Source organism: Microbacterium tenebrionis (assembly GCF_903645325.1).
GTDB classification, from domain to species: Bacteria; Actinomycetota; Actinomycetes; order Actinomycetales; family Microbacteriaceae; genus Microbacterium; species Microbacterium tenebrionis.
In genome coordinates, this window is the sequence record NZ_CAHJXQ010000012.1 from 18,506 (window position 1) to 33,914 (window position 15,409).

Below are 15,409 nucleotides of genomic sequence, written 5' to 3' on the forward strand. Positions count from 1 at the left end.
CGCCGTGACCGAGGAAGAGATCGGCACCGAAGAGATCACCGCCGAGCAGCGCCGCTTCGACGAGATCATCGCCGCGGACTCGCGCATCGAGCCGCGCGACTGGATGCCGGATGCCTACCGCAAGACCCTCATCCGTCAGGTCAGCCAGCACGCGCACTCCGAGATCATCGGCATGCAGCCCGAGGGCAATTGGATCACCCGCGCCCCGAGCCTCAAGCGCAAGGCGATCCTCATGGCGAAGGTGCAGGACGAAGCGGGCCACGGTCTTTACCTCTACTCCGCCGCGCAGACGCTCGGCATCACCCGCGACGAGATGACGGACCAGCTCATCACCGGCCGGGCGAAGTACTCGTCGATCTTCAACTACCCCACCCCGACGTGGGCGGACATGGGCGCGATCGGCTGGCTCGTCGACGGCGCCGCGATCTGCAACCAGGTGCCGCTGTGCCGAGCATCCTATGGCCCCTACGGCCGCGCCATGGTGCGGGTCTGCAAGGAGGAGTCCTTCCACCAGCGGCAGGGTTTCGAGATCCTGCTGACTCTCATGCAGGGCACGGTCGCGCAGCGCCAGATGGCACAGGATGCCGTGAACCGCTGGTACTGGCCGTCGCTCATGATGTTCGGACCGCCCGACGGCGACTCCCCGAACTCGGCGCAGTCGATGGCCTGGAACATCAAGCGCTTCTCGAACGACGAGCTGCGTCAGCGCTTCATCGGGATGCTCGTGCCCCAGGCGGAGGTGCTCGGCGTCACCCTGCCCGACCCCGAGCTGCGCTTCGATGAGGAGGCGCAGCAGTACGTCGGCGGCGAGATCGACTGGACCGAGTTCTTCGAGGTGCTCGCCGGACGCGGACCGATGAACGCCGAGCGCGTTCGTGCGCGGCGCGAGGCGCACGAAGACGGCGCCTGGGTGCGCGAGGCCGCGGCCGAGTACGCGCGCAAGACGACCCTTCGACAGGCTCAGGGATCGGAAACCGGGGTGGCCGCATGAGTGAGGAGACCTGGCCGCTGTGGGAGGTGTTCGTCCGCGCCAACCGCGGCATGAGCCATGTGCACGCGGGTTCGCTGCACGCTCCGGATGCAGAGCTCGCCGTCCGCAACGCCCGCGACCTGTACACGCGCCGAGGCGAAGGCACGTCGATCTGGGTCGTCCCGTCGGATGCCATCACCGCCAGCGACCCCGACGCGAAGGGCTCGTTCTTCGAGAGCCCCGCCGGCAAGAACTACCGTCACGCCGTGTACTACACCGCCTCCGAGGGGGTGCCGCACCTGTGATGACCCTTCGACAGGCTCAGGGACCGGACCCGCACGGCGCCGTCACGGTCGACGAGCTCGACCTCAGCGCCGAACTCGCCGGCAGCGAAGACGCGGTCGCAACCGCCGATGTGGCCGAGTACGCGCTCTGGCTCGGCGACGATGCGCTGATCCTGTCGCAGCAGCTCGGCATGTGGATCGCGCGCGCTCCCGAGCTCGAAGAGGACGTCGCGCTCGCGAACATCGCCCTCGACCTCCTCGGCCACGCCCGCTCGCTGCTCCGCTACGCGGGGACCGCCGACGGGCGCAGTGAGGACGACCTGGCGTACTTCCGCGACGAACCCGACTTCCGCAGCGCCTGGCTGTTCGAGCAGCCGAACGGCGACTTCGCCCAGACGATCGCGCGGCAGCTCGCGGCATCCGCCTATCTCTTCGAGCTGTACTCGGCACTGCGCCGCTCGACCGACGCGACCCTCGCCGCGATCGCCGAGAAGGCGCTCAAAGAGGTCGACTACCACCGCGATCACGCGGTGCAGTGGACGTTGCGCCTCGCCGGCGGCACCGACGAATCGCGAAGACGCATGATCCGCGCCGTCACCGACGTGTGGCCGTACGTCGAGGAGCTGTTCCGCGACGAACCGCTGATCGACCGGCTGGGCGCCATCGCCGCGCGTCCGTCATCGCTTCGCGCAGCCTTCGACGCCGCGATCGACGCCGTCTTCGCCGAAGCGGATCTCGTGGTCCCCGACGTGAATCCGTCGATGGCCGGCGGGCGCCGCGGCAGCCACTTCCCCGCGCTCGCGCGCATCCTCGCCGAGATGCAGGTGCTCGCCCGGCAGCATCCGGGGGCGACATGGTGACGACGGCGACTCGGCGCGAGGCGGCCTGGGCCGTCGCTGCGACCGTGACCGACCCCGAGGTGCCCGTGCTCACGATCGAGGACCTCGGCGTGCTCCGCGACGTGACCGTCGACGGCGAGCGCGTGACCGTCACGCTCACGCCGACCTACAGCGGATGCCCCGCCCTCGACACCATGCGCGACGACGTGATCCTCGCTCTCACGGCGGCCGGCTTCGACGACGTCGAGGTGCGCACCACCTTGTCGCCGGCGTGGACGACGGACTGGATGACGGATGCCGGAAAGCGCAAGCTCACCGAGTTCGGCATCGCTCCCCCGTCGGGACGCGCGGCGCTGGCTCAGGGGCCGGTCCGGCTGCGCCTTGCCGTCAAGTGCCCGCGCTGCGGGTCGATCGACACCCGCGAGGTCTCCCGCTTCGGCTCGACATCGTGCAAGGCCCTCTACGAGTGCCGCGCGTGCCTCGAGCCCTTCGACCACTTCAAAACGATATGACGACGAGGACGCGCCGCCGCGGGCGGTTCCACGAACTCGAGATCGCCGAGGTCCGGCCGCTGACCACTGAGAGCATCGAGGTGACCTTCGCGGTCCCTCCCGAGTTGGAAGGCGACTACGACTACCTGCCGGGGCAGTACGTGGCGCTGCGCGCGCACGTCGACGGTCATGAGGTGCGCCGCAGCTACTCGATCTGCCGGCCGCCGGCCCCTTCGACAGGCTCAGGGAACGGGCGCATCTCGGTCGGCATCAAGCGCGACCTCGGTGGACTGTTCTCGGTCTGGGCGCACGAGAACCTCAGGCCCGGCGACCGCATCGACGTCATGAGCCCCGAGGGCACGTTCACCACGACCCTCCCCGACCTCGATCACGCGCACATCGCGGGCATCGCCGCGGGGTCGGGTGTGACGCCGATGATGGCGCTGGCCGCTCACGTGCTGGCATCCTCGCCGACCGCGCAGTTCAGCCTCGTCTACACGAACCGCGCCACGCAGGACGTCATGTTCCTCGACGACCTCGCCGACCTCAAGGACCGCTACCCGTCGCGCCTCGCGCTGCACCACGTGCTCTCGCGCGAGCAGCGCACGGCACCGCTGCTGTCGGGGCGCATCGACGCCGAGAAGCTCGACGCGATCCTCGACGGGCTGCTCCCACCTGCACGTGTGACCGAGTGGTTCCTGTGCGGGCCCTTCGAGCTCGTGGCGCTCTGCCGCGAGATGCTCGAACGGCGCGGCGTTCCAGCCGGCAGCATCCGCTTCGAACTCTTCACGAGCGACGCCGACGGACAGCGGGTCGATCGCGGCCGCCCCGTCGTGATCGACAAGGGCGACGAGGTGCGGACGATCGAGTTCACGCTCGACGGCCTCTCATCGACGGTCGAGTCGCCGGTCCCGGCGAACGAGGCGATCCTGGATGCCGCGCTTCGCGTCCGCGGCGACGTGCCGTTCGCATGCGCGGGAGGGGTCTGCGGCACCTGCCGCGCCCGCCTCCTCGAAGGCGAGGTGCGGATGACCGAGAACTACGCACTCGAGCCCGATGAGCTCGAACGCGGCTACGTGCTCACGTGCCAGTCCCATCCGACCACCGAGAGAGTCGTCGTCGACTACGACGCCTGATGCAGCAGACCGGAGCGACCATGATCGACCTGACCATCAGCGACGGCATCGCCCGCGTCGTGCTGAATGCCCCCGAGAAGCGCAATGCGCTCGATGCGCAGGCGCTCGCCGATCTCAGTGCCGCGTACGACGATGCTTCGACTGCCCGCGTGCGCGCACTCGTGTTGCGCGGCGAGGGACCTGGCTTCTGCGCGGGCCGCGACATCGCCGGCGTCGATCCCGCCACGGATGACGTCACAGGTTTCCTCGGCGGCCTCGTGACTCCGCTGCTGCAGAAGATGTCTGCGTTCCCCGTCCCCACGTTCGCCGCCGCGCACGGCGCGTGCCTCGGCGTCGGCCTCGGCCTCCTGATCGCCACTGACGTCGTCTACGTCGCCGACACCGCGAAGATCGGTTCACCGTTCGCGGCCCTCGGCGCGACGCTCGACTCCGGCGGGCATGCGCTGTTCTACGAGCGGCTCGGCGCCCACAAGGCCCTCGACCTCATCTACACGGGCCGGCTCATGAGCGGTTCCGAGGCCGTGCAGTCCGGGCTGTTCTCGCAGGTGCTGCCGGCGGACGAGGTTCGGCAGGCGACCGAGGATGCGGCATCCCGCGCCGCCGCCGGCGCGACGCAGGCGTTCCTCGCGAGCAAGCGCCTCGTGGCCCGATTGCGCGACGAGCGCCTCGCGCTGTGGGATGCGGTCGCCACCGAGAACGCGAACCAGGCGGCCCTGCGCGACACCGCCGACTACCGCGAGGGCTTCGCGGCGTTCCAGAAGAAGCGGCGGCCGGAGTTCACCGGGGACTGACACTCGTGGTGGAGATGCGCCCTCCCTGGCGGGAGTCGACGACCCCGATGATCGCGGTGACGATCGTCCCGACCCAGCCGAGGAACGCGATGATCAGCGCGACGGCGAAGATGTTCGACGATGCCTCGCTGCTCATCCAGCCCCACGTGGAGAGCACCGAGCCGAACGGCGGCGCATCCCCGCCGTCTTCGAGCGTGAACATCATCACCAGCAGCGCCGCCCAGGTCACCCAGCTGGCGATGTCGTAGAACAGCCGGGTGCTGCGCGCCGCTCTCGCGTCGCGGTCGAAGACGACCACGATCGGCGCGATGTACATCGCGAGGATCACGAACGGACCGACGAACAGGCCGATCAGCGCCATCCACCCCATCGGTGCGCCGAAGAAGCCGCGCCCGAACACGACGAGGAACGTCAGCAGCACCGGCGCGATCCAGTGGAACACGCGCACGAACCGATTGCCCGAGAAGTTCATGGCCCCGAGCGTAGCTTCCCCGCGCCGGGCGCGGCGGGACGCGCCCGGCTACAGCGCCCGCAGGATGTCGTCGACGCGCTCCTTGGCGTCGCCGAACAGCATCTGCGCGTTCTCGCGGAAGAACAGCGGGTTCTGCACGCCGGCGTATCCGGAGGCCATCGACCGCTTGAACACGATGACGTTCTCGGCCTCCCAGACGCGCAGCACCGGCATGCCGGCGATGGGGCTGCCGGGGTCCTCGGCGGCCGCCGGGTTGACGGTGTCGTTCGCGCCGATCACGAGGACGACGGCGGTGGATGCCAGGTCGTCGTTGATCTCGTCCATCTCGAGCACGACGTCGTACGGCACCTTGGCCTCGGCGAGCAGCACGTTCATATGCCCGGGCAGGCGCCCGGCGACAGGGTGGATGCCGAAGCGCACGTCCACTCCCCGATCGCGCAGCTTCTGCGTCAGCTCCGCGACGGGGTACTGCGCCTGCGCGACCGCCATGCCGTAGCCGGGGGTGATGACGACGGTCGACGCGTTCGCGAGCATGTCGGCAGCGGTCGCGGCATCCACTTCGCGGTGCTCGCCGTGATCGACATCATCAGAAGCGGGTGCGGCGATGCCGAACCCGCCGGCGATCACCGAGATGAACGACCGGTTCATCGCCTTGCACATGATGTACGACAGGTAGGCACCCGACGATCCGACCAGCGCACCGGTGACGATGAGCAGGTCGTTGTTGAGCAGGAAGCCGGCCGCGGCGGCGGCCCAACCCGAGTAGCTGTTGAGCATCGAGACGACGACGGGCATGTCGCCGCCGCCGATGGACGCCACGAGGTGCCAGCCGAGGGCGAGCGAGAGCGCCGTGACGACGATGAGCAGCACGAGCGAGGGCGTGATGACGTACCAGACGGTCAGCGCGATGAACACCACGATCGCGCCGAGGTTCAGCACGTTCTTGCCGGGCAGCATGAGGGGCTTGGACGAGATCCGCCCGGACAGCTTCAGGAACGCGACGATGGAACCGGTGAAGGTCACACCGCCGATGAAGATGCCGATGAAGACCTCGGCGTGGTGGATGTCGGCCAGCGCACCGGTGAGGCCCGGGCTGTGCAGGTGCCCGTTCCACCCGACGAGGACGGCGGCGAGACCTACGAAGCTGTGCAGCAGGGCGATGAGCTCGGGCATCCCGGTCATCTCGACCTTCTTCGCCCGCCACAGTCCGATCACCGCTCCGACGAGCATCGCGACGAGGAGCAGTACGAGACCGGCGGCGGCCTGCGGCTGACCCCACGCTCCCTGCAGTGTGACCCAGATGGTCGCGACGAGGGCGATGGCCATGCCGACCATGCCGTAGGCGACGCCGGCGCGCGAGGACTCGTGCCTGTTGAGCCCTGCCAGGCTCATGATGAACAGCAGCGCGGCGACGATGTACGCGGCGCCCGCGACAGACGCGGAGATCTCCAGGGCGCTCAACGCTCGGCTCCCTTCGAGAACATCTTGAGCATTCGGCGGGTGACCGCGAACCCTCCGAAGATGTTGATGGATGCCACGAGCACGGCGATCGCGGACAGGATCTGCACCACCACGCTCGGCGTCGTGATCTGCACGATCGCACCGACGACGATGATGCCGCTGATGGCGTTCGTGACGCTCATGAGCGGAGTGTGCAGCGCATGCGAGACCTTGCCGATCACGTAGAAGCCGACGACGACCGACAGCATGAGCACGGTGAAGTGCTGCGGCAGCGGCGCGGGCGCGAACGCGTTCACGAGGAACAGCCCGGCGATGCCGGCGGCGACGAGGCCGACCTTCGCACCGGCCGACAGGCCCTTCTGCTGCTCGGCAACAGCGGGCGCGGCATCCGCGGCCTTGGCGACGGGCGCCGCCGAGACATGAACCGGAGGCGGCGGCCACGTCTCCTCGCCGTCGCGCACGACGGTGACAGCTCGCTGCACGACATCTTCGAAGTCGAGGACGAGCCGGCCGTCCTTCTCGGGCGTGAGCAGCTTCAGCAGGTTGACGAGGTTCGTGCCGTACAGCTGCGATGCCTGGGTGGGCAGCCGCCCGGCAAGGTCGGTGTACCCGAGGATGATCACGCCGTTCTCGGTGACGACCCGCTCGCGGGCGACAGAGCCCTCGACGTTGCCGCCCGTCCCGGCGGCCATGTCGACGATGACGCTGCCCGAGCGCATGCTCGCCACGTCGGCCGCCGTGATCAGCCGCGGTGCGGCCCGGCCCGGAATCTGCGCGGTCGTGATGATGATGTCGACGTCGGCGGCCTGTTCGCTGTACAGCTCGGCCGCGCGGCGGTCGTAGGCCTCACTGGTGGCCTTGGCGTAGCCGTCGCTCGAGACCTCCTTCTGCTCGTCGGGGACGATGACCTCGAGGTACTCGCCGCCGATCGACTTCACCTGGTCGGCGACCTCCGGTCGCGGGTCCGTCGCGCGGACGATCGCGCCGAGGCTGGATGCCGCTCCGATCGCCGCCAGCCCCGCGACACCGGCGCCCGCGACGAGAACCTTGGCAGGAGGCACCTTGCCGGCCGCCGTGACCTGTCCGGTGAAGAATCGGCCGAACTCATGCGCGGCCTCGACGACAGCGCGGTACCCGGCGATGTTCGCCATCGAGCTCAGCACATCCATCGACTGCGCACGCGAGATGCGCGGCACGGCATCCAGAGCAAGCGCCGTGATGCCGCGCGTGGCGAGCGCCTGCCGCAGCTCAGGACGCAGGTTCGGGCTGAGCTGCGCGATGAGCGTGGCGCCGTCCGCGATCCTCGCGATCTCGGCATCCGTCGGGGCGTTCACCTTGAGCAGGATCGGCGCCGCCCACGCCTCATCCGCGGTGACGATCGCCGCACCCGCAGCCGCGTAGGCGTCGTCCGGATAGGCGGATGCCGCACCCGCTCCGGTCTCGACGGCGACCTCGTACCCGAGCCCTCGCAGTGCGCCGACGGTCTGGGGAGTCGCGGCGACCCGCGTCTCACCCGGTTGCTCACGCACGATGCCGATACGCGTCATCCACTGCTCCTGTCTCTCGTCGATGGGGCAGACCTCACGGTCGGCCGTCGACACGGATGAGACGAGACTCTATCGACGCGTGCTGGTGCGCAAGAGATTGTTTCCCCTGTGCGATCCGGAAAGTTCTGGAGTTCTTGCCGGATGGGAAACGCCGAGGCCCCTCCTGATCGTCTGCGCCCCTCCTGATTCGCGTGTTTCAGGAGGGGCGTCGACGACCAGAGGGGGCCTCGGCGCAGGTTGGAGGATTCAGCGCTCCGCGGTCAACACAAGACCCGAGCCGTCGGCTGCGCCGTCAACCCGAACCGTGTCGCCGTCGTGCACGCCGCCCGACAGCAGCGCGGTGGCGAGCCGGTTCTGCACCTCGGTCTGGATGAGCCGCCGCAGCGGACGCGCCCCGAACACCGGGTCGTACCCGCGCTCGGCCAGCCACGAGCGGGCATCCGGCGTGACGGCGAGCGACAGACGCCGCTCGTGCAGCCGGCGCTGCAGCTGATCGATCGACAGCTCCACGATCTGCGCGAGGTCGTCCTCCGACAGCGCCTGGAACATCACGATGTCGTCGAGTCGGTTCAGGAACTCCGGTCGGAACGACTGACGGACCAGCGCCATCACGGCTTCGCGCTTCTCCTCCACCGGCATCACCGGGTCGATGAGGATCGGCGAGCCGATGTTGCTGGTGAGGATCAGGATGACGTTCGAGAAGTCGACCGTACGGCCCTGGCCGTCGGTGAGGCGGCCGTCGTCGAGCACCTGCAACAGCACGTCGAACACCTCGGGGTGCGCCTTCTCGACCTCGTCGAGCAGCACGACGCTGTACGGGCGACGCCTGACCGCCTCGGTCAGCTGTCCGCCCTGCTCGTAACCGACGTATCCGGGAGGGGCGCCGACCAGACGCGACACCGAGTGCTTCTCGCCGTACTCCGACATGTCGATGCGCACCATGGCGTGCTCGTCGTCGAACAGGAACTCGGCGAGCGCCTTGGCGAGCTCGGTCTTGCCGACACCCGTCGGACCGAGGAACAGGAACGAACCGGTCGGGCGCCCGGGGTCGTTGATGCCCGCACGCGAACGCCGCACGGCATCCGACACGGCGCGCACGGCGTCCTTCTGACCGATCAGCCGACGGCCGAGCTCGCTCTCCAGGTTCAGCAGCTTCTCGCTCTCGCCCTGCAGGAGCCGGCCGACGGGAATGCCGGTCCACGCCGCGATGACGGCGGCGATGTCCTCGTCGGTGACCTGCTCGTTGACCATACGGCCCTCCGACGAAACCGAAGCCTCGGCACTCTCGGCCTCGGCGATCTCGCGCTCCAAGCGCTTGATCGTCTCGTACTCGAGCTTGGACGCCTTGGTGTAATCGGCGTTGCGCATGGCGAGGTCGCGCTGGGTGATCGCGTCGTCGAGCTGCTTCTTCAACTCACCGACGCGGTTCAGGTCCGAGCGCTCGCGCGACCAGCGCTCCTCCAGACCGGCGAGTTCCTTCTCCATCTCCGCGAGCTGCTCGCGAAGGGTGCCGAGACGCTCCTTGGATGCGGCGTCCTTCTCGCGCTTCAGGGCGAGCTCCTCGAGCTTCATCCGGTCGATCTGGCGCTTGAGCTGATCGATCTCGACCGGCGAGGAGTCGATCTCCATCTTCAGCCGCGACATGGCCTCGTCGATGAGGTCGATGGCCTTGTCGGGCAGCTGCCGACTGGGCAGGTAGCGGTGCGAGAGCGCGGCCGCGGCGACGAGCGCACTGTCGGAGATCGTGACCCCGTGGTGCGCCTCGTATCGGCCCTTCAGCCCGCGCAGGATGGCGATGGTGTCCTCGACGGACGGCTCTCCCACGTACACCTGCTGGAAGCGCCGCTCGAGTGCGGCATCCTTCTCGATGTACTCGCGGTACTCGTTGAGGGTCGTCGCGCCGATGAGGTGCAGCTCGCCGCGGGCGAGCATCGGCTTGAGCATGTTGGATGCCGCGACCGACCCCTCTCCGCCGCCGGCGCCCATGAGCGTGTGCAGCTCGTCGATGAAGGTGATGATCTTTCCCTCGGACTCGGTGATCTCCTTGAGCACGCTCTTGAGGCGCTCCTCGAACTGCCCGCGGTACATCGCACCGGCGACGAGAGCCGAGATGTCGAGCGAGATGAGCTCCTTGTCCTTCAGCGATTCCGCGACGTCGCCCTCGACGATGCGCTGGGCGAGGCCCTCGACCACGGCGGTCTTGCCGACGCCGGGCTCACCGATGAGCACGGGGTTGTTCTTCGTGCGGCGGGTGAGCACCTGGCTGACGCGACGGATCTCGTTGTCGCGGCCGATCACCGGGTCGAGCTTGCCCTGGCGGGCGCGGTCGGTGAGGTTGATGCCGAACTGCTCGAGCGGGGACTGCTGTTCTTCCTGCTGTGCGGGGTTTGTCATCTGCGCCCTCCCAGACGTGATCCTTATAAAGTTGAGCGTTGTTGACTCAAGTTTAACACAGCGTCCCAGATCAGGGAAGCGACATCGCGTTTGGATCCCGACCCTTCCGCGACGATCGAACCGCCGTCCCCGACGACCTCGACCGCGTTGTGGGCGTTCTCGAAACCGTGCTCGGCGTCGGCACGGTTGACGACCAGCAGGTCGACGCCCTTGCGGTCGCGCTTGCGCCGGGCACGCTCGCGGCGCGCATCCGGATCGGCCAGGGTCTCGGCTGCGAACGCGACGACGATCTGGTCGGGGCGGCGTGCGGCGGCGAGGCCCGCGACGACGTCCTCGTTCTCGACGAGGTCGATGCGGTCGAGAACTCCGTCCTCTTTGGTCAGCTTCTGATCCGACACGGCGGCCGGTCGGTAGTCGGCGACGGCGGCGGCCATGATGACGACATCGGCGGATGCTGCGGCATCCCGCATCGCCTCGGCGAGCTCCGCGGCCGTGCCGACCGGCCGGACCTCGACCTGCGGATGCCGCGCGACGACGAGCACGTCGGCGGAGATGTTCGCGGCGACGAGCACGACCTGCGCTCCGCGAGCCGCCGCCTCTGCCGCGAGCGCGGCACCCTGCCGGCCACTGGAGCGGTTGCCGAGGAAGCGCACCGGGTCGATCGGCTCGCGGGTGCCGCCGGCCGAGACGACGACCGTCCGGCCGGTGAGGTCCTGCGGCGCGAGGAGGGCGAGGGCGTGCTCGAAGATCTCCTCGGGTTCGAGCATCCGCCCCGGCCCCGAGTCGCCGCCGGTGAGCTCGCCGTCCGCGGGTCCGAGGATGTGGACCCCGCGATCGCGCAGCGTGGCGATGTTCGCCTGCGTGGACGGGTGCCGCCACATCTCGGTGTGCATGGCCGGGGCGATCGTCACCCGAGCGGTCGTTGCGAGCAGGGTCGTGCCCAGGAGGTCGTCGGCGAGGCCCGCGGCCATCTTGGCGATCGTGTTGGCCGTGGCGGGAGCCACGATCACGAGGTCGGCGGCCTGACCGAGAGCGACATGCCGCACGCGCTCGACGTCGTCGTGGACACTGGTGGTGACGGTGTTGCGGCTGATCGCCTCCCAGGTCGGAAGCCCGACGAAGCGCAGAGCGTCCTCGGTGGGAATGACCGTCACCTCGTGCCCCGCCTTGATCAGCAGCCGCACGAGCTGCACCGTCTTGTACGCGGCGATGCCGCCCGTGACTCCGACGACGATGTTCATGGCTTCGATTCTGCCCTCCTGTCGACCCTCAAGTAACGCAAATGACCGCATCCGCAGTTCGGATAGGGCCATTTGCGTTACCTGAACGGTGAGTAGGCTGAACTGCGTGTGCACGGTCGTGATCGATGTCGCCGAACCCGGCGGCTCCCGTCTGCTCGCCGTGCGGGACGAGGACCCGGAGCGCGAATGGGACTCGCTCGGCCCGTGGTGGCCGCAGCAGTATCCCGGCGTCATCGGCATCCGTGATCGTCGAGCCGGCGGCGCATGGCTCGCGATCGACCGGGACGCCCATCGGCTGGCCGTCCTGCTCAATCGCGCCGACGTGCTCGATCTGCCGGAGGGCGGGGTGCGCAGCCGCGGCAGTCTCGCTCTGGAATCCGTGGCCGGCCGCTCGCCCGAGGCACCGCTGCCGATGCACGGATTCAACCTGCTCGAGGTCGGGCCGGATGCCGCGCGCGTGCTGTCGTGGGATGGGCAGACCCTCACCGAGACTCCCGTGCCTACCGGCGTGCACATGATCGCGCATGACGAGCTCGACGACCCAGCCACCGCCCGGATCGCCCGGTGGCTGCCCGAGTTCCGTCAGCGCCCCGCCCGCACCGACGGGTGGCAGGAGCGCTGGACCGCCCTGCTGGCGGCATCCGCCGAACTCGACCCCACCGACGACGCCGCGATCATCCGCGACAACCGCCCCCACGGCTACCCGACGCAGTCGCTCCTGTACTGCGTCGCCGACATCGGACACCATGGCGTCGAGATCGAGGAGTCGAACCTCACCGCGCCCGGCCACTGGGGCTGAAGCCGAGCACGGTCGCGCAGGGCAGTCCTGCCCGCTCCCGCACCTACCGCAGGGCACACGCCCGCGGATAGGCTCGGCCCCATGAGCGATCCCCAGCAGCCGCAGGTTCCGCCGTACGTTCCGCAGATGCAGCAGCAGAGCTTCCCCGATCAGCCGCACCACCCGGCGCAGCCGCCGTCCGCGCAGCACGCCGCGCCACGGCAACCCGCAACAGGGTACGTGCTGAACGGACAGAGCATGCAGAGCGCCCCATCGGGTGCGAACGCGAACCCCGCGGGGCGCACCGGCCTCATCCTCGGCTTCGTCGCGCTGGCGATCTCGCTGGTCACCAGCATCCTGGTGCAGGTGCTCATCCGGACGGCCGACTACAGCATGTTCGGCGCCTACAGCATCGCGAACGGGATCGGGTCCCTGCTCGCGCTCGGTGCGGCGGTGGCCGCGCTGATCCTCGGGCTCATCGGGATCCGCCGCGTCGATGCCCCGCACGCCGCCGCGGGGATCGCCGTCGGGATCGGCATCGCCCAGATCATCAGCATCCTGTTCGGCTGGCTCTCGACCGTCGTCGGGTCGTTCCTCTACTTCTGAGAGTCTCTACTTCTGAGAGCCGGCTGACCCGGCACCGCCGGCATCAGCCCATCCTCGACGTCAGCGCTCCCAGATCCATCGGCGCCGCCGGCGGCGCACGAGAACCGGCTCGGGTTCGGGCGGAGGCGGCACGGCCGTCCGGTCGCCGCTCACCCACCGCAGCCACAGCGCATCGGGGTTGCCTTCGAGCACGAGGGCGCGGACGAGGAGCGTCAGCGGGATCGAGAGGATGGCCCCGAGCGGACCGATCACGAAGGTCCAGAAGATCACCGAGAAGAAGCTCAGCGTGAGGCTCAGGTCCACGGCGTCGCTGACGAACTTCGGCTGCACCAGCACCTGCAGCACCACGTTGGCGACGCAGTACACGGCGATCACGCCGAGCAGGAGCGGCCAGTCGCCGACCGCATAGGCGAGGATCGCCGGCGGGACGAGCCCGAGGAGGAACCCGATGTTCGGGATGAAGTTCGTCACGAACGCGAGGATCGCCCACACGATCGGGGCGGGGACGCCCATCCACCACAGCGCCAGCCCGTCGATGATCGCCACGATCGCTCCGAACGCGGCGTTGACGACGTAGTAGCGCCGGATGCCGCGGTTGAGGACGGTGATCCGGCCGATCACGTGGCTCCGCGTCGCGCCGAAGACCGCGGGCGCGTGGCGGTAGCGGGCGGCGTCCACCGCCATGAAGATGATGTACGCGAACACGAAGAACAGGGCTGTCGCCACGGCGATCACGGTACCGCCGACGCTCTGCCCCACCCGCAGAAGGTTGGCGGGGGCGAGCAGCGAGGTGACGGCATCCGTCGCCTCCTGCCCGAACCCGACGTCGTCGAGCCAGGTGACGAAGACGTCGAGCTGGCGGGCGACCTGCCCGTCAGAGGTGAGATCGACGACCAGTCGGGCGAACTGATTGCCCGCGAACCAGAGCAGCGCGCCCATCGCCAGCAGGATCACGTAGGCCAGCGCGATCACGACCGTCGACCCCAGCCACGACGGCATCCCCCGGCGCATCAGCGGCATCCGCACGGGCTCGCAGATCACGACGATCACGATCGCCAGCGCGATCGGCCCGACGACCTCGCGCGCGAAGGAGAGCCCGGCGATCACGATCACCGCCGCCGCGAGCGTCAGGAGCACGCGCAGACTCGAGGAGAGTCCGCGGTCGGAGGACGGCTCGGGGCGGACCTGCGAGTCGGAGCTCATCGGCTCAGCGTATCGTCGGCGGCCAGCACGCGTTCGTAGATCTCGATCATCGCGGCGGTCCGCGACGACTGCCGGAAGGCCGCGGCGACCTCGCGGTCGGGAATCGGTGCGGTGCCGGAGCGGATGTCGGAGGCTGCGCGGTTCAGCGTGTCGGCGAGCGCGGCCACCGACGCGTCGGGCACCGACCACAGTCCGCCGCGCAGCTCGGCGGCGATGTCGGGGTCGCTGACGACGGTGGGCGTGCCGAGAGTCGCGGCTTCGAAGGGCGTCATGCCCTGCGTCTCGAATCCGATCGAGGTCTGCACCACGGCATCCGTCGCCGCCATCCGCGCGAGCGTCTCGGCGTAGGGCAGGCGACCGGCGAAGCGGATGCCGGAATGACCGCGGGCGATGCGCTGCGCGGCGCGCAGTTGACCGCCGCCGCCGATGACCTCGATCTCGGCATCCACTCGCGACTCGACGACCGCCTCGAGGAACGGCAGGAGGCGCTTCTCCGGGCTCATGCGCCCGAGCCATACGAAGCGGGGGCGACCCGGGGCGCGACCCTCGGGCACGGCGGCGAGCACCTCGGTGCGCAGATCGTCGTCGATCCCGTTCCAGACGACATCGACCCGCGGGAACACCTCGTGCTGCTCGAGGCGACGCGCGAAATGCCCCGACGGGGCGGTGACGGCGCTCGATTCCTGGGCGATGCCGCGCAGGAACGCCCAGCCGTCCCGTCCCGTGACGGGCGTCCCGATGCCGCGCATGGTCCGCCGCCGCCAGAGGTTGAGCACCGCGAGCACCTGGCGGTGCAGCGGCGTGACCGCGGCCATGCCGACGTCGACTCGGTTGTGCATGGTGTGGACGACGGGGATGCCGTGACGATGCGCGAATCGGTGGCCGATGAACGCGCCCCAGAAGTCGGCCTGCACGTGCACGAGGTCGACGGGCGGCCGCGACGCCAGCGCACGACCGAGGAAGCGGTCGGTGCGGCGGCCCGGCCACGACATCGAGTACTCGCGGTCGCCGGTGATCGGGACGGAGGGCAGGTCGACGTAATCGTGGTCGGACGGACGGCCTGTGCCGTGCATCCGGGGGGCCACCGCGGTCACGGTGTGGCCGGCGCGCTCGAGGTACTGCTTCTGCAGCCGCATCGACACCTGCGCGCCGCCGAGGGATGCGAGGTGCTGATCGCCGAAGAAGACGATGTGCAT

General features: G+C 69.3%; 15 protein-coding genes. 8 read left to right on the forward strand and 7 right to left on the reverse strand.

Annotated features, from left to right (window positions below; all coding sequences use genetic code 11):
* Nucleotides 1-4: 4 nt before the first annotated feature.
* The 6 genes from paaA to HWX58_RS13210 are packed head-to-tail and all read left to right on the forward strand — an operon-like array spanning nucleotide 5 to nucleotide 4,511.
* Nucleotides 5-991: a 1,2-phenylacetyl-CoA epoxidase subunit PaaA gene (gene paaA / locus HWX58_RS13185; protein ID WP_250646249.1), complete on the forward strand. Its 987-nt coding sequence runs from the start codon at nucleotides 5-7 to the stop codon at nucleotides 989-991.
* Entirely contained in the window at nucleotides 988-1,275 is a 288-nt protein-coding gene (gene paaB / locus HWX58_RS13190; RefSeq protein ID WP_147038381.1) for a 1,2-phenylacetyl-CoA epoxidase subunit PaaB, read from the forward strand. Before paaA ends, paaB begins: the two co-directional genes overlap by 4 nt.
* On the forward strand, nucleotides 1,275-2,114 hold the full coding sequence (paaC, locus tag HWX58_RS13195; protein WP_175988481.1) for a 1,2-phenylacetyl-CoA epoxidase subunit PaaC: 840 nt from the start codon (nucleotides 1,275-1,277) through the stop codon (nucleotides 2,112-2,114). Before paaB ends, paaC begins: the two co-directional genes overlap by 1 nt.
* Nucleotides 2,108-2,605 (forward strand): 1,2-phenylacetyl-CoA epoxidase subunit PaaD, encoded by a 498-nt coding sequence (paaD, locus tag HWX58_RS13200; RefSeq protein ID WP_175988483.1) that lies wholly within the window; start codon nucleotides 2,108-2,110, stop codon nucleotides 2,603-2,605. Before paaC ends, paaD begins: the two co-directional genes overlap by 7 nt.
* Nucleotides 2,602-3,720, forward strand: a complete 1,119-nt coding sequence (gene paaE / locus HWX58_RS13205; RefSeq protein WP_175988485.1) for a 1,2-phenylacetyl-CoA epoxidase subunit PaaE — start codon at nucleotides 2,602-2,604, stop codon at nucleotides 3,718-3,720. Before paaD ends, paaE begins: the two co-directional genes overlap by 4 nt.
* 20 nt (nucleotides 3,721-3,740) lie before the next feature.
* Nucleotides 3,741-4,511: an enoyl-CoA hydratase/isomerase family protein gene (locus HWX58_RS13210; protein WP_175988566.1), complete on the forward strand. Its 771-nt coding sequence runs from the start codon at nucleotides 3,741-3,743 to the stop codon at nucleotides 4,509-4,511.
* Here the strand turns inward: HWX58_RS13210 and HWX58_RS13215 are convergent.
* The 5 genes from HWX58_RS13215 to coaBC all read right to left on the reverse strand — a co-directional run bounded on the left by HWX58_RS13215 (nucleotide 4,498) and on the right by coaBC (nucleotide 11,677).
* Nucleotides 4,498-4,983: a hypothetical protein gene (locus HWX58_RS13215; protein ID WP_175988487.1), complete on the reverse strand. Its 486-nt coding sequence runs from the start codon at nucleotides 4,981-4,983 to the stop codon at nucleotides 4,498-4,500. The two genes, HWX58_RS13210 and HWX58_RS13215, sit on opposite strands and share 14 nt — an antisense overlap.
* A gap of 48 nt (nucleotides 4,984-5,031) precedes the next feature.
* Nucleotides 5,032-6,444, reverse strand: a complete 1,413-nt coding sequence (gene pntB, locus HWX58_RS13220; protein ID WP_284690611.1) for a Re/Si-specific NAD(P)(+) transhydrogenase subunit beta — start codon at nucleotides 6,442-6,444, stop codon at nucleotides 5,032-5,034.
* The gene (locus HWX58_RS13225; RefSeq protein WP_175988489.1) at nucleotides 6,441-7,991 is read right to left on the reverse strand and encodes a Re/Si-specific NAD(P)(+) transhydrogenase subunit alpha; all 1,551 of its coding nucleotides are present in this window, start codon (nucleotides 7,989-7,991) and stop codon (nucleotides 6,441-6,443) included. The genes pntB and HWX58_RS13225 overlap by 4 nt, the downstream gene beginning before the upstream one ends.
* A gap of 246 nt (nucleotides 7,992-8,237) precedes the next feature.
* On the reverse strand, nucleotides 8,238-10,385 hold the full coding sequence (locus tag HWX58_RS13230) for an ATP-dependent Clp protease ATP-binding subunit (RefSeq protein WP_175988491.1): 2,148 nt from the start codon (nucleotides 10,383-10,385) through the stop codon (nucleotides 8,238-8,240).
* 23 nt (nucleotides 10,386-10,408) lie between these two features.
* Nucleotides 10,409-11,677, reverse strand: a complete 1,269-nt coding sequence (gene coaBC, locus HWX58_RS13235; RefSeq protein WP_508619504.1) for a bifunctional phosphopantothenoylcysteine decarboxylase/phosphopantothenate--cysteine ligase CoaBC — start codon at nucleotides 11,675-11,677, stop codon at nucleotides 10,409-10,411.
* A gap of 55 nt (nucleotides 11,678-11,732) precedes the next feature.
* On the opposite strand from coaBC, the gene HWX58_RS13240 reads away from it, so the two are divergent.
* Together HWX58_RS13240 and HWX58_RS13245 are read left to right on the forward strand one after the other, a co-directional pair.
* A complete protein-coding gene (locus tag HWX58_RS13240; protein WP_175988495.1) occupies nucleotides 11,733-12,425 on the forward strand; it encodes an NRDE family protein in 693 nt (230 codons plus the stop codon).
* Between the two features lie 81 nt (nucleotides 12,426-12,506).
* On the forward strand, nucleotides 12,507-13,010 hold the full coding sequence (locus HWX58_RS13245) for a hypothetical protein (protein WP_175988497.1): 504 nt from the start codon (nucleotides 12,507-12,509) through the stop codon (nucleotides 13,008-13,010).
* Between the two features lie 60 nt (nucleotides 13,011-13,070).
* On the opposite strand, the gene HWX58_RS13250 is transcribed toward HWX58_RS13245, so the two are convergent.
* Together HWX58_RS13250 and HWX58_RS13255 are read right to left on the reverse strand one after the other, a co-directional pair.
* Nucleotides 13,071-14,213 (reverse strand): AI-2E family transporter, encoded by a 1,143-nt coding sequence (locus HWX58_RS13250; RefSeq protein WP_175988499.1) that lies wholly within the window; start codon nucleotides 14,211-14,213, stop codon nucleotides 13,071-13,073.
* The gene (locus tag HWX58_RS13255) at nucleotides 14,210-15,409 is read right to left on the reverse strand and encodes a glycosyltransferase family 4 protein (RefSeq protein WP_175988500.1); all 1,200 of its coding nucleotides are present in this window, start codon (nucleotides 15,407-15,409) and stop codon (nucleotides 14,210-14,212) included. Before HWX58_RS13255 ends, HWX58_RS13250 begins: the two co-directional genes overlap by 4 nt.

Bases quoted from the DNA above. Each gene is read 5' to 3' on its own strand.
- paaB (WP_147038381.1), top strand. From the start codon at position 988: ATGAGTGAGGAGACCTGGCCGCTGTGGGAGGTGTTCGTCCGCGCCAAC.
- paaC (WP_175988481.1), top strand. From the start codon at position 1,275: ATGACCCTTCGACAGGCTCAGGGACCGGACCCGCACGGCGCCGTCACG.
- paaD (WP_175988483.1), top strand. From the start codon at position 2,108: ATGGTGACGACGGCGACTCGGCGCGAGGCGGCCTGGGCCGTCGCTGCG.
- paaE (WP_175988485.1), top strand. From the start codon at position 2,602: ATGACGACGAGGACGCGCCGCCGCGGGCGGTTCCACGAACTCGAGATC.
- HWX58_RS13210 (WP_175988566.1), top strand. From the start codon at position 3,741: ATGATCGACCTGACCATCAGCGACGGCATCGCCCGCGTCGTGCTGAAT.
- HWX58_RS13215 (WP_175988487.1), bottom strand. From the start codon at position 4,983: ATGAACTTCTCGGGCAATCGGTTCGTGCGCGTGTTCCACTGGATCGCG.
- HWX58_RS13225 (WP_175988489.1), bottom strand. From the start codon at position 7,991: ATGACGCGTATCGGCATCGTGCGTGAGCAACCGGGTGAGACGCGGGTC.
- HWX58_RS13230 (WP_175988491.1), bottom strand. From the start codon at position 10,385: ATGACAAACCCCGCACAGCAGGAAGAACAGCAGTCCCCGCTCGAGCAG.
- coaBC (WP_508619504.1), bottom strand. From the start codon at position 11,677: ATGCGGTCATTTGCGTTACTTGAGGGTCGACAGGAGGGCAGAATCGAA.
- HWX58_RS13245 (WP_175988497.1), top strand. From the start codon at position 12,507: ATGAGCGATCCCCAGCAGCCGCAGGTTCCGCCGTACGTTCCGCAGATG.
- HWX58_RS13250 (WP_175988499.1), bottom strand. From the start codon at position 14,213: ATGAGCTCCGACTCGCAGGTCCGCCCCGAGCCGTCCTCCGACCGCGGA.
- HWX58_RS13255 (WP_175988500.1), bottom strand. From the start codon at position 15,409: ATGCACATCGTCTTCTTCGGCGATCAGCACCTCGCATCCCTCGGCGGC.